16 protein-coding genes are annotated in these 13,129 nt (G+C 40.5%); 1 reads left to right on the top strand and 15 read right to left on the bottom strand.

Going from position 1 to position 13,129, the window contains the following annotated elements:
* Positions 1-11: 11 nt before the first annotated feature.
* The 6 genes from rplI to rpsF all read right to left on the bottom strand — a co-directional run bounded on the left by rplI (position 12) and on the right by rpsF (position 4,709).
* Complete coding sequence (gene rplI, locus AUO94_RS08870) at positions 12-461, bottom strand: 50S ribosomal protein L9 (RefSeq protein WP_058383869.1); 450 nt, start codon at positions 459-461, stop codon at positions 12-14.
* Positions 458-2,434, bottom strand: coding sequence for a DHH family phosphoesterase (locus tag AUO94_RS08865; RefSeq protein WP_058383868.1), 1,977 nt, complete (start codon positions 2,432-2,434; stop codon positions 458-460). The genes rplI and AUO94_RS08865 overlap by 4 nt, the downstream gene beginning before the upstream one ends.
* A gap of 14 nt (positions 2,435-2,448) precedes the next feature.
* On the bottom strand, positions 2,449-3,408 hold the full coding sequence (locus tag AUO94_RS08860; RefSeq protein ID WP_058383867.1) for a YybS family protein: 960 nt from the start codon (positions 3,406-3,408) through the stop codon (positions 2,449-2,451).
* Between the two features lie 203 nt (positions 3,409-3,611).
* A complete protein-coding gene (rpsR, locus tag AUO94_RS08855; protein WP_006830564.1) occupies positions 3,612-3,848 on the bottom strand; it encodes a 30S ribosomal protein S18 in 237 nt (78 codons plus the stop codon).
* Positions 3,849-3,897: 49 nt separating this feature from the next.
* On the bottom strand, positions 3,898-4,371 hold the full coding sequence (gene ssb, locus AUO94_RS08850) for a single-stranded DNA-binding protein (RefSeq protein ID WP_008497641.1): 474 nt from the start codon (positions 4,369-4,371) through the stop codon (positions 3,898-3,900).
* Between the two features lie 50 nt (positions 4,372-4,421).
* Complete coding sequence (gene rpsF / locus AUO94_RS08845; protein WP_058383866.1) at positions 4,422-4,709, bottom strand: 30S ribosomal protein S6; 288 nt, start codon at positions 4,707-4,709, stop codon at positions 4,422-4,424.
* Between the two features lie 179 nt (positions 4,710-4,888).
* Here rpsF and AUO94_RS08840 point away from each other — a divergent pair, with 179 nt between their 5' ends.
* Positions 4,889-5,446 carry a DUF3267 domain-containing protein gene (locus AUO94_RS08840; protein ID WP_058383865.1) on the top strand — a complete coding sequence of 186 codons (558 nt, stop codon included), beginning with the start codon at positions 4,889-4,891 and terminating at the stop codon, positions 5,444-5,446.
* A 17-nt stretch (positions 5,447-5,463) separates the two neighbouring features.
* Here the strand turns inward: AUO94_RS08840 and AUO94_RS08835 are convergent, their stop codons facing one another.
* From AUO94_RS08835 to rsmG, 9 genes are all read right to left on the bottom strand, one after another.
* Positions 5,464-5,844: a gamma-glutamylcyclotransferase family protein gene (locus tag AUO94_RS08835; RefSeq protein WP_058383864.1), complete on the bottom strand. Its 381-nt coding sequence runs from the start codon at positions 5,842-5,844 to the stop codon at positions 5,464-5,466.
* 598 nt (positions 5,845-6,442) lie between these two features.
* Entirely contained in the window at positions 6,443-7,543 is a 1,101-nt protein-coding gene (gene ychF / locus AUO94_RS08830) for a redox-regulated ATPase YchF (protein ID WP_058386809.1), read from the bottom strand.
* An 88-nt stretch (positions 7,544-7,631) separates the two neighbouring features.
* On the bottom strand, positions 7,632-7,832 hold the full coding sequence (locus AUO94_RS08825) for a DUF951 domain-containing protein (RefSeq protein WP_058383863.1): 201 nt from the start codon (positions 7,830-7,832) through the stop codon (positions 7,632-7,634).
* Positions 7,833-7,847: 15 nt separating this feature from the next.
* Positions 7,848-8,738, bottom strand: coding sequence for a mechanosensitive ion channel family protein (locus AUO94_RS08820; protein WP_082707515.1), 891 nt, complete (start codon positions 8,736-8,738; stop codon positions 7,848-7,850).
* An 18-nt stretch (positions 8,739-8,756) separates the two neighbouring features.
* Positions 8,757-9,470: a DUF554 domain-containing protein gene (locus tag AUO94_RS08815; protein ID WP_058383862.1), complete on the bottom strand. Its 714-nt coding sequence runs from the start codon at positions 9,468-9,470 to the stop codon at positions 8,757-8,759.
* 128 nt (positions 9,471-9,598) lie between these two features.
* On the bottom strand, positions 9,599-10,432 hold the full coding sequence (locus AUO94_RS08810) for a ParB/RepB/Spo0J family partition protein (protein WP_058383861.1): 834 nt from the start codon (positions 10,430-10,432) through the stop codon (positions 9,599-9,601).
* A complete protein-coding gene (locus AUO94_RS08805) occupies positions 10,425-11,186 on the bottom strand; it encodes a ParA family protein (protein ID WP_058383860.1) in 762 nt (253 codons plus the stop codon). Before AUO94_RS08805 ends, AUO94_RS08810 begins: the two co-directional genes overlap by 8 nt.
* A gap of 219 nt (positions 11,187-11,405) precedes the next feature.
* Positions 11,406-12,272, bottom strand: coding sequence for a nucleoid occlusion protein (noc, locus tag AUO94_RS08800; RefSeq protein ID WP_058383859.1), 867 nt, complete (start codon positions 12,270-12,272; stop codon positions 11,406-11,408).
* Positions 12,273-12,351: 79 nt separating this feature from the next.
* Positions 12,352-13,065 (bottom strand): 16S rRNA (guanine(527)-N(7))-methyltransferase RsmG, encoded by a 714-nt coding sequence (gene rsmG / locus AUO94_RS08795; protein ID WP_058383858.1) that lies wholly within the window; start codon positions 13,063-13,065, stop codon positions 12,352-12,354.
* Between the last annotated feature and the right edge of the window lie 64 nt (positions 13,066-13,129).

The raw sequence follows: 13,129 nt of genomic DNA, 5'->3' as shown, positions 1-13,129 counted from the left end.
GGTGTCTCACCTTACGCTTCTTCGGTAACGTGAACTCGAAGTGTAGCGGTCACATCCTGATGCAATTTTACAGGAATATTCGTATAGCCAAGCGCGCGAATGGCATCGTCTAATTCCATTTTACGTTTGTCTAATTTGATACCATTTTTCTTCTCAAGAGCTGTCGCTACTTGTTTCGTCGTAATTGATCCGAAAATACGTCCGCCTTCTCCAGATTTAGCAGTCAATTCGATTGTTAAGCTTTCTAGTTTTTCCTTCAACTGTTCTGCTTCTTGACGCTCTAGGTCAGCTTCTTTTTGCTCTTTTTTCTTTTGTCCGTCCAATTTGCTAATGGTTGCTTGGTTTGCTTCAATCGCCCAATTGTTTTTCAATAAGAAGTTATGCGCATAACCATCCGCTACGTTTTTAATTTCACCTTTTTTACCTTTACCTTTTACGTCTTTCAAAAATATCACTTTCATTCGTTTGTTCCTCCTTCAGTATCTTCTAAAATTACCGCTTTTAATTGTTCAACGGCTTGTTCGATTGTGGTATTCGGCATTTGAGTGGCCGCATTGGTTAAATGACCGCCCCCACCGAGATTTTCCATAATAATTTGAACGTTGACTTCACCTAGTGACCGTGCACTGATGCCAATGCCACCTTCTGTACGCTCAGCGACCACAAAGGATGCATTAACATCTTTCATCGTCAGCAGGATATCTGCTGTTTGAGCAATCAGAACAGGACTGTAAACGCGGTCAGACTCACCTCTTGCAATAGCAATGCCTTCACCGGCAAATTCTACTGTCTGAACGATTTTCGCACGTTCCACATACGTTTCCAAATCTTCTTTTAGAATGCGTTGGACGAGCACCGTATCAGCTCCGTTCGAACGCAAGTAAGACGCAGCTTCGAATGTTCGAGCTCCTGTTCTCAGTGTGAAGCTCTTCGTGTCTACTATAATACCAGCCAACATCGCTGTCGCTTCAAGCATTGATAACTTTTCATGCTTTGGCTGATATTCGATGAGTTCAGTCACCAATTCAGCTGTTGATGACGCATAGGGCTCCATATAAACAAGCATTGTATTGGTAATAAATTCCTCGCCTCTTCGGTGATGGTCAATTAAAACAACGCGTTCCATCCGTTGCAGCACACGTTCATCGATGACCATCGATGGTTTATGCGTATCTACGACCACAAGCAGTGAATGCTCGGTCATATTTGCTAACGCTTCTTCAGGCGTGATAAACTGCGCAAACAGTTCAGGGTCCCCTTCAATGGCTTCCATCAACCTCATGACGCTACGATCGTATTCATCAAAATCAAGAATAATTCGTCCTTTGACTTTATTCATGGCCGCCATTTTTGCTACACCCACTGCAGCACCAATCGAATCCATATCCGGCATTTTATGGCCCATGATAAACACTTGATCACTTTCTTGAATCAAATCACGCAGCGCATGCGAAATAACGCGCGCCCTGACACGTGTTCGTTTTTCAACCGGATTGGTCTTGCCACCATAAAATTTCACTTTTCCACTCGGATGTTTAATAGCGACTTGGTCTCCACCACGTCCGAGAACTAAGTCAAGTCCTGACTGAGCCAGTCCACCAAGCTCAACTAGCGACGCAGAACCAGCACCTACACCGATACTCAACGTCAGCGCTAAATTATCTTTAGATGTGACTTCACGAATATCATCCAAAATAGCGAATTTCGACAACTCCAGCTCTTTTAAAATCGATTCATTGAAAACAGCCATAAAACGCTCAGAAGAAATGCGTTTCACGAAAATGCCATGCTTTGCGCCCCATTGATTGACGAGCGACGTTACTAAACTACTTAAATTACTCCGCGTCTGGTCGTCCATTCCTTGTGCAAGTTCATCGTAATTATCAATGAATAAAATACCGATAACGGTACGATCCGCGTAATAAAGCGTCTCAATCTCTACCTGCTCCGTAATATCAAAAAGATAAAACAAGCGATCGTCCGCTTTATAATAGACACGGTATTTCCGATCTCCTAACGCGATCGTCATTTCTGTCGTTTCTTCAGATTTTACTAATGGATGAAAATCATCAGAAAGTGTATAAAGTGACTCTCCAATTAATGAATCGTACTTAAGGGTCGAAGTCATATAGGGATTTGCCCACTCAATATGATAATGTTCATTGACTAGCAAAATTCCGATTGGCATCTCGAGCAATGCTTCCTCGCCGACTTTCTTCATTCGGTAAGACAATGCTTCAATGTGTTTTTCAGTAGCCTCATAGACTCTTTTTTCTGTTACCCAAGTTATGGTAAACACTAGCACAAAAAGCAGTATAAAGATGCCAGCTGCCCATTCCGACCAAAGTGAAATTAGAATGGATGCGGCCATACCAAGAACTAGCAAGGCGATAAGTGGATATCGAAGTTTTCTTTTTCTGAAAAAAGCCGACATTATTCTTCAGCTCCTTATTTTCCTTTAAATTCGTGCGCTCGCTTGACCCACCCACGGATATCAAATCCAAGGTCTACGATTCCGACAATACTCGTGAATGACTGCAATGGAAATGCCAACAATGTCACCAGTACGGTTACCCATTTCGGCCAATTTTCCTGATGGATGTAAAAATGATAAAAAGAGACACCTTGCAGGAATAATAGGAATTGGAGCAGCACGGATGCATTAATGAAAACCATATATGCCATTGTTCCGGGTTCAAAGTCCGATAATAATGACACCAGCAACACGATTAAATAATACCATAAAACAGATTTTGGTAATCGCATATTTCGAAAAGGTGGAAACTTAGGAGCTGTAATGCCAACACGTTTTAATATAGGCAACACAATTAATAGCAACACCCATACCGACATGAAAACACCCAATACCAATAACACAGGCACTAAAGTTTCGAACGACTGCTGCAATTGAACAACCAGTTCGTTGTATTCTTTTATCGAAGCTTCGGAAGCTCCTAAACTTTTCATCATTGAACCTGTCTGCTCATAAGATTCATCGAACATCACCATAAATTCTTCTAATACATTGATACCAAATAGTACAATCGAAGCCACATATTGAATCATCAATGATGCTAAAAGAACGATACTGGCACCCATGAACATGAATAATTTACTTTTCTTATAATAAATTGAAAGACCAATTGCTAAGCCGAGTGGTACATGAATTAACGCTAGTGGTACTGATAAAAGACCACCAATGATAAACGATAGCACCAGACAGACCAACGCAAAAAGAGCAGAAGCTTTCCACGGATACTTCGCGCTGTACCAAGCGACGGGCAATGCGAGAATTAACGTACTGACTATACTCAAAACGGGCACATATACCGAGATTGCTAGCAAGACTGTAAACACTGCTGCCATCATTGCCCCGTTTGTAAGTTGTCGTGTTTGTTGATTTTGCATATGACTGTTTTTCCCCTTCTTTCGGGTAGATTTCATCCTTGTAATTGTACCATGATTCAAGAACCTGAACAAAACGAGCAGTACCATAGAAAGCCATAGCTACTTTGAATCCGATGAAGACACTAAAACACTCTTCTACGACTAATGCTGTCTATTTCAGCACACAAAAAAAGACCGGTTTCCCGGTCTTTTCAGAATCATAATTATCTTTCTTCCGCAACAAACGGTAGAAGTGCCATGATACGTGAGCGTTTAATAGCGATTGTCAACTTACGTTGCCATTTAGCGCTAGTGCCTGTAACACGACGTGGCAAGATTTTCCCTCTTTCAGAAATGAATTTCTTCAAAAGATCAGTATCTTTATAGTCAATGTGCGTGATGTTGTTGGAAGTAAAGTAACAAACCTTTTTCCGTTTTTTTCCTCCGCGACGTGGTGCCATATCGAATTACCTCCTTTACTTAATAGTTAATCGTCAGTTCCAGTCCATCTTAGAACGGTAAATCGTCATCTGATACTTCGATCGGACCGCTACCGCTTGAGAATGGATCTTCATCTACACGAGTATGGTTTTGCTGACTTGGGCTCGGTGATTGGTTCTGTTGATAGGAAGGCTGCTGCCCTTGTGAACGATCCGTATTAGCGCTTTTCGGTTCAAGGAATTGAACACTGTCCGCTACTACTTCTGTTGTATAGACGCGTTTCCCGTCTTGTCCCTCGTAGCTACCAGTCTGGATGCGGCCTTCAACACCAGCCAAGCTTCCTTTTTTCAGGAAGTTCGCTGTATTTTCAGCTTGTTTGCGCCAAACAGTACAATTAATGAAATCAGTTTCGCGTTCACCTTGAGCGTTGGAGAAAGTCCGATTTACAGCAAGTGTAAAACGAGCAACTGCCGCGCCGCTTGGTGTGTAACGAAGGTCTGGATCTTTTGTCAGTCTTCCGACTAAAACAACTCGGTTAATCATCAGAATTCAACCTCCTTCAAGTCAAAAAAATTTCAGTGCCAGTATCCTGTTTACGCGTCTTTGCGTACAGCGATATGACGAATAATGTCTTCGTTAATGTTCGCAAGACGTGTGTATTCGTTGATAGCTTCAGAACCAGAATTGATTTTAACGATCTGGTAGAAACCTTCACGCAAATCGTTGATTTCATAAGCTAAACGACGTTTACCCCACTCTTTCGACTCGATGATTTCAGCGCCGTTAGAAGTAAGGATGTCGTTAAAACGCTCAACTAGAGCTTTTTTCGCTTCCTCTTCAATTGCAGGCTGAATGATATACATTAATTCATATTCTCTCATCGTGTTGTCACCTCCTCATGGACTTGGGCCCTGCTGTATCCAGCGGGCAAGGAGCAAGCAATTCATAAATATTACTCACATCACAGTATTGTATCATAACTACAAAGCTCCCGCAAGCATGATTTTCCATTTGAAATCATCTATACTTTTCTGCATAGACTGTTAAAGGATGTGAAACGATGCCCCCTAGCCATATTATCGAATTGAAAATGGACGAGATCGCGCCAAAAGCACTTGGATTCAATGTAATCTTGTTGTTTGCATTTGCAGCTGCTTATCATTTCTTCAATGAATCTTTATCGTTTCGTTTTTCATTGACTGCCATTTTGTCATTTCTACTCGGCTATGTGGTTTTAATTGTCGTGCATGAGCTTTTTCATTTGATTGGTTTTGTACTGTTTGGAAAAGTTCCAATTTCTTCGTTGAATTATGGTGTCAATTTGAAACTGGGTATTGCTTACGCTACTACGACTAAACCCGTTCAAAACCATGCCATGAAGAAAGCATTACTGCTTCCTTTTTGGACGACTGCTTTTCTTCCTACGGTGATAGGATTTTTGTTTGATAGCCAGGTTCTCGTTTTATTAGGCGCTATGCTTACTGCAGGAGCTTTTGGCGACTTTATCATGTATCGTGAATTGCGCAAAGAAAAAAGCGCGGCATGGGTCGTTGATGACCCTTCACTGCCGCGCCTCCATATTTACAATCAGTATCCCAAAAACGACAGCACCGATTAATCGGTGCTTTTCTTTTCTTATCTAACCAGATGAGTAACTTCCCATTTCCCAGTCAAAATTTGTTTTTTTACTAACTTTTCGTCTTTTGCTATATAAACAATTGTTTCGAAAGATTTGTTGCCCGCCTCTACTTCAATCGTTACCTTATCGTATAAATCTGTTTCAGGATTTCCAGAATAATCCTCAAGATAGTCTAAAGCTGGCCATAAAACATCCGGGATGTCGTAAATCTCCCCTTCAATTTGACCAGCACCCGATAACACCATTGCCGGATAACCCATTCCCGTGTCGTACAAAGTTCCTTTTGTTACCGCTTGTTCCTCCACCAATTCAGCTTCTTCCAAATAACAATGATACTTCCCGCCGCGCTTAAGCGTTCCGTATGCAAATAACAACATTTCCTATTCCTCCATACAAAAACCGGATGCGGCAAGGCACCCGGTTGCTTTTTTAGTTTTGTCGTGCTTTGAAACTAGATGCTTCGATAGATAACAATCATTGCAGCTTTTGGACTTATCTAGCTCCGGTAGCCAGATTCTCGGGTCATAAGTCAACCCAGCTACGTGGCAAAAAGCGCCACTTTGCTGGTTCGCCTTATGCCTGTCGAATCTTAACGGCCATCCTCGCTTTTAGTCTTATCTAGCTGCGGTAGCCAGATTCTCGGGTCATAAGTCAACCCAGCTACGTGGCAAAAAGCGCCACTTTGCTGGTTCGCCTTATGCCTGTCGAATCTTAACGGCCATCCTCGCTTTTAGTCTTATCCAGCTGCGACGCCTAGTCCCTCGAGTCGCTTCGACCCTGCCTGCAATGGCAAAGTACGCCATTACCTGCAAGGTCTCCAGCGCTTGTCGGGACTGAACAGGCGCCTCCGCTTTTAGATTTATCCAGCTGCAACGACCTGCTCCTCGGGTCATAAGCCACTCTGGCTGTGCGGCAAAGAACGCCGCTTCGCCAGATCGTCTTACGCCTGTCAGAGCATAACGGTCGTTTCCGCTTTTAGACGTTAAATCTAAATAGCATGACGTCGCCGTCTTTGACGATGTATTCTTTGCCTTCTTGACGTACTTTCCCTGCTTCTTTTGCTGCTGCCATTGATCCGATTTCGACCAAGTCATCGTAGGCAACTGTTTCGGCACGGATAAATCCGCGTTCGAAGTCAGAGTGAATAACGCCGGCACATTGTGGAGCTTTCATGCCTTTTTTGAATGTCCATGCACGCACTTCTTGAACGCCTGCGGTAAAATAAGTTGCTAATCCGAGCAAGCTGTATGAAGCTTTGACCAATTGGTCCAACCCAGACTCTTTAATGCCCAACTCTTCAAGGAACATTTCTTTTTCCTCGTCTTCAAGTTCAGCCATTTCTTCTTCGATTTTCGCACAAATAACGATGACGTCTGCATTGTCTTTTGCAGCAAAATCACGAACTTGTTGAACGTATTCGTTACTGTCAGCATCTGCAATTTCATCTTCTGAAACGTTTGCCACATAAAGCATCGGTTTGATTGTCAATAAATTCAAACCTTTTGCAATTAACAGCTCATCATCCGTAAATTCGATTGAACGTGCCAATTGACCATTTTCAAAAGCTTCGCGTAATTTCATCAGGACTGGCTCTTCTGCAACAGCGTCTTTGTCTTTTTGTTTTACTAACTTCGCTGCGCGGGCAATGCGTTTTTCGATGCTTTCCATATCTGCCAAGATCAATTCCAAGTTAATCACTTCAATATCAGAAATCGGGTCTACTTTTCCGGTTACGTGCGTGATGTTATCATCAGCAAAACAACGGACCACTTGGCAAATTGCATCTACTTCACGGATATGAGACAAGAATTTATTTCCTAATCCCTCACCTTTACTAGCACCTTCTACAATTCCTGCAATATCAGTAAATTCAAAAGCCGTCGGTACAGTTTTTTTCGGATCTACTAATTCCGTCAATTTGTTAAGACGCTCATCTGGAACTTCAACAATCCCAACGTTTGGATCTATTGTACAGAACGGGTAGTTTGCCGCTTCGGCACCCGCTTTAGTTATTGCATTAAATAATGTGGATTTCCCCACGTTTGGTAATCCTACAATCCCTGCAGTTAATGCCATAGGATGCACAACCTTTCCTCTATATAAAACGAATTATTTTTTACACAACCATTTCATTATAAGAACGAAACCTGGAATTGTCCATTTTTCATTCTGTTTCGGACTTAATTAGAATCTTTTTCATCTTTTTATTAAACTCCATACGCGGCAACATGACGCTATGTTGACACCCCTCACACTTAATGCGAACATCCGCTCCCATGCGAATAATTTTCCAGGCATTGGCTCCACAAGGATGGCCTTTTTTCATTTCAACTATATCGTTCAGCCCAAACTCCTTCATTTCCATGAGTCTGCCTCCCTTTTACGTTTTAGCATTTCTTGCTGTGGTCACTTCTTCTGGAGATCGCTGCATCATTACCATACGCGGATAAGGAATTTCAACTCCACGTTGGTCCAAAAAGTCCTTCAAATCGCGACGCATCCCTCTCGCGACAGCAAAATGCTGCATTGGTAAAGTTTCTGCTGTAATCCGCATAACAATTTCAGTTGTCGTTAAATTTTGAACACCTAATAGCTCCGCTGGCTTAATAATCTGTTCATAACGATCTTGCAAACCATTCAAAAATTCCATTATGAGCTTTTCAACGCGCGTAATATCCGATTCATAAGAGATGTTGACATCGACCACTGCGATAGAATTGTGAATTGAAAAGTTTACAACGTCCATTATGTTGCCATTCGGGAAGATAAACAGTTCACCCGTCCATGCTTTTACTTTGGTCGTACGTAACCCGATTTCTTCCACGGTTCCTTCGGCAGCACCGATTCGAACATAATCACCTACAGAAAATTGGTCTTCAAAAATAATAAAGAAACCCGTAATCACATCTCGCACTAAGTTCTGAGCACCAAATCCGACTGCTAAACCTAACACACCAGCACCTGCAATCAAACCGGTAATATCAATCGTGAAAGTTGACAAAATAGAAACTGCCGCTATGAAATACACGACATACGCCACGACGTTTGATAATAATTTTGATAAAGTTTGCTGTCTTCGCTCGTTATAAAGTAGCGGACCTTTAATACGTACAGAAAAAGTTTTTCGAATCAATACACGTAATACTTTCACCAGTACAACCGCAGCTACAGTAATCAACACGACTTTTAATAAAACAATGATTAGACCTATCCACATTGCTTCGTCCGCGAGAACATTAAAAATTCGTTGCATCATTTTCTCAACGCTCACTCTTTCACCTTCCCACACTTACATCAAATTAAATTTATAAATAATTGTAACGACCACTCCAACAACAACTATACCTGGCAATAAATTCGCTACTCTAATTTTTGTTACACCCATCATATTCAGACCAATTGCAACGATCATCACTCCACCTGTTGCACTCATTTCCAATATGAACATATCGAGTGCTACATCAGGAATTGCTAAGCTAATTTGAGTTGCAAACAAGGCGATTAATCCTTGATAAACAAATACTGGAATCGCTGCAAGCATAACACCAAAGCCAAGTGTAGATGCTAAAACGATGGAAGTAAATCCATCAATTATCCCTTTTGAAATTAATACGCCATGCTCATTACTCAAGCCACTTTCCATTGCTCCGATGATTCCCATTGCTCCAATTACAAATATTAAAGTAGCTGTTACAAATCCTTGAGCAAGGCTGCCATTACTTTCTTTAGCTCCAAGCATGCGTTCAATCCAATGACCAAAATCGTTCAACTTACCTTCTAAGTTTGCCCATTCTCCAATAACTGCGCCCAACACTAAACTAATAATAACAATTATAAAGTTTTGACTTCCCAATCCCATTTGTAGACCAAGCACAATTACTGCTAAGCCAATAACATACATGACCGTCTCTTTCATGTTGTCAGAAATATTGCGAAGAGCTCTTCCAAGAATGGTTCCCACTACAATTAAAACAGCGTTTATTAACGTCCCTAAGAGAACCACTACATTTCTCCTCCTCTACAAGTTTCCTCGTCTACTGCAAGACAATCTTCTCCCTCTTTTCAACGTTCTATTTGGTTTCTCACTTATCAAAAACAGAACCTATTCCCTTTCTAAGGAATAGGCACTTGTCAGCTTAACAATTCCAAAATTCGCTCCAGGTCATCTTCAGAGAAAAATTCAATTTCTATTTTTCCTTTATTCTTATTTTTTTTAATCTGGACTTTTGTGCCAAAACGATCTCTTAGTTCAGATTGTTTTTCTTCTATAAAAATATCTCTCTTTTTTTCAATTGTTTCACGTGGAACATCTTCATTTAAACGCTGTACCAAATTCTCTAGCTGACGAACGTTCAAGTTTTCTTTAACCACTTTTGTGGCTGTTTCTAAAATGATTTTTTTGTTTCTCAAGCCAAGAAGTGTACGCCCGTGCCCCATTGACAATTCCTTGTCAGAGATAAGTTTACGGACCGTATCAGGCAACGCTAAAAGCCGAATATGATTGGCAATATGCGGACGACTTTTACCTAAGCGAAAAGCAAGTTGTTCTTGCGTTAAGTTTAATGCTTCCATTAGTTTCTGGTAAGCTTCTGCTTCTTCAATTGGCGTTAAATCTTCTCGTTGAAGGTTTTCCAATATAGCAAGTTCCATCATTTGTTGGTCCGTCAACTCTTTAACAATCGCCGGAACTTTTTTCAACTTAATCAATTTTGCTGCCCGGAAACGACGTTCACCAACAACCAGTTCATATTTTTCTCCCACTTTTCTTACAACAATCGGCTGCAAAATCCCATGTTCTTTAATAGATTCTGCCAACTCCTCCAAAGCTGCTTGATCGAAAAATTTTCGTGGTTGATACGGATTTGCTTGAATTTCACTTGTATTAAGTTGATTTACTTTGTCTGCATCATTGCTTGCCTCTCCTGGAAACAACGCATTGATGCCTTTCCCTAAACCTTTAGCCATTATCAATCACTTCCTTCGCCAATTCTAAATACACTTCTGCGCCTCTGGATTTTGGATCATAGATAATAATTGGCTCTCCGTGGCTCGGTGCTTCACTCAATCTTACGTTTCTAGGAATAATTGTTTTATAAACTTTATCTTGGAAGTATTTTTTCACTTCATCAATTACTTGCATCCCTAGGTTTGTTCGTGCATCGTACATGGTCAATAAGACACCATCAATCATCAAATCGTGATTTAAATGTTTTTGCACTAAGCGAATTGTGCTCAATAATTGGCTCAACCCTTCTAATGCATAGTATTCACACTGTACCGGAATAATAATTGCATCAGATGCTGTTAAAGAGTTTAAAGTTAGTAATCCCAATGAAGGTGGACAATCGATGATTATGTAATCGTACATATCTTTGACTTCTTCCAGTGCATTTTTCAAGCGAGCTTCTCTTGAAATGGTAGAAACTAATTCAATTTCAGCTCCAGCAAGAGAAATTGTCGCCGGAACTACATGTAGATTCTCCACTTTTGTTTCCATTATTGTGCTTTTCACATCTATATCGTCAATTAACACTTCGTAAATGCATTTATCCACGTCGCCTTTGTTGACTCCTACCCCACTGGTCGCATTTCCTTGAGGATCTACATCTATTAAAAGAACTTTTTTGCCTAAATATGCAAGGCAGGCACTTAAATTTACTGAAGACGTTGTTTTTCCTACGCCGCCCTTTTGATTGGCGATCGCAATAGTTCTACCCACACTTGCACCAACTTTCTCTATTACTTTCTTTATTTTACTGCGGAATCTTTGTTTTAGCTATTTTATTACTTATAAAGCACAGCATTTTCAAGGAATAATTATAGACAAAAATCATAACTTTGACTTATACTAGCTTCCATTTTTCTATTGTATCAAAATTTTTCAACAATACGACGATGGAGCCATTAAAAAAACTCTTTCCATACAGGAAAGAGCTTCTCATGATTTTTTTTTCGGAATTTTTACTGTGATTTGATAATATTCTTCGTATTCTTCTTCTTCTGTTGTTAAATCAATGCCGCTTTTAGTAACCATACTCAGTGATTCTTTAATCGTGTTCATTGCAATTCGCATATCTCTGCTAATTGCTTTTCTTCGGGCCTTTGATTTTTTTGGCTCATTTGAAAGCAACTTACTGACTTTTATCTCTAATTGCTTTACATTTAAACTTTCTTCAATCGTTTCATCAAACAGCTTTTTTTGCTGCTCTGCATCTTTTACTTGTAACAATGCTCTAGCATGTCGTTCTGTTAGTAATCGCTTTAACAATGCCGTTTGAATTTCTTCAGGCAACTTTAGTAACCGTAGCTTGTTGGCAACTGTCGACTGTCCTTTACCTAGACGCTGCGCCAAAGCTTCCTGCGTAATTTCTTGTATATCAAGTAAATTACGATAAGCATGTGCCTCTTCTATCGAGGTAAGCTCTTCACGCTGAAGATTTTCAATCAAAGCTATAGACGCAGTTTCTTTGTCACTCAAATTCCGGATGATGGCTGGCACTTCTGTCCATTCGAGTGATTTCATTGCACGAAAACGACGTTCTCCTGCAATGATTTCATACTCTCCTTCAACTTCAGACTTCCTAACTACGATTGGTTGAATCACTCCATGAACATGAATTGTCCGTGCAAGTTCTTCAATTTTTTCTTGATCAAAAATTGTTCTTGGCTGAAATTTATTTGCATGTATTTTGTCGAGCGGTAATTTGAGTACTTCTTCTGAAGACTTGTGTTCTACCGCTTCTTTTTTTGCTGTCTCATTTGCTTTATCGCCGCCTCCGAAGAAACGTGAAAAAGGACTTTTCACCTTCAAGCACCACCTTTTACAAGCTCACTTAGCTGTTAAATCTTGATCGCTGTTATTTTTAAATGTTTCACGTGAAACATTAAGAGATAGGTGATTTGTTTGGAATTCCAGCTTTTCGCGGATATTTCTTTGGTGTGTCTTTGAACTTTTTAAAGACTTGAATGTACCGTTCGCTTTCCTCTATAGGCAACAAGAAAGAGTGAACAGCTTCTAGTTTTACGCCAAGTTTCTGCAATGCTTTTTCCGCATCTTCCAATTCATCCGCCGCTGAAGCAGCTTTCATTGCTGCAAAAACTCCGCCCTTTTTAACTAAAGGCACACATAACTCGGCTAACACTGACAAACGAGCTACAGCACGAGCCGTTACGACATCGTATTTTTCGCGGTGAATAGACTGTCCGAAATCTTCTGCTCTTGAATGAATAAATTGCACTTTGGTCAACTCAAGCTCTTTACTTAAATGCTCTAAAAACTGAATTCGTTTGTTTAAAGAATCAACGATTGTAATTTCGATATGTGGAAAACAAATTTTTAATGGGATACTGGGAAATCCGGCTCCGGCACCCACGTCACAAATTTTCATTGATTTTGTGAAATCTAAATAAAATGCTGCTGTAATCGAATCGTAAAAATGCTTTAAATAGACAGCGGGTTGTTCGGTTATGGCTGTAAGATTCATTTTTTCGTTCCATTCGACCAATGCCTTATGATAAATACGAAATTGCTCTAGTTGTTGTTCAGTCAAGAAGATTCCTTTTTCACTGAGAGCATCTTTAAACTGTTGTTCGTTCAAACTGACTTCCCCCTTCTTGCAAGTTTTTTATGTAAAAAAGAAATGAGCTGGTGTGAGCCAGCCC

The organism is Planococcus kocurii, assembly GCF_001465835.2.
Lineage (GTDB): Bacteria > Bacillota > Bacilli > Bacillales_A > Planococcaceae > Planococcus > Planococcus kocurii.
This window is presented reverse-complemented; position numbering and strand designations above follow the sequence as displayed.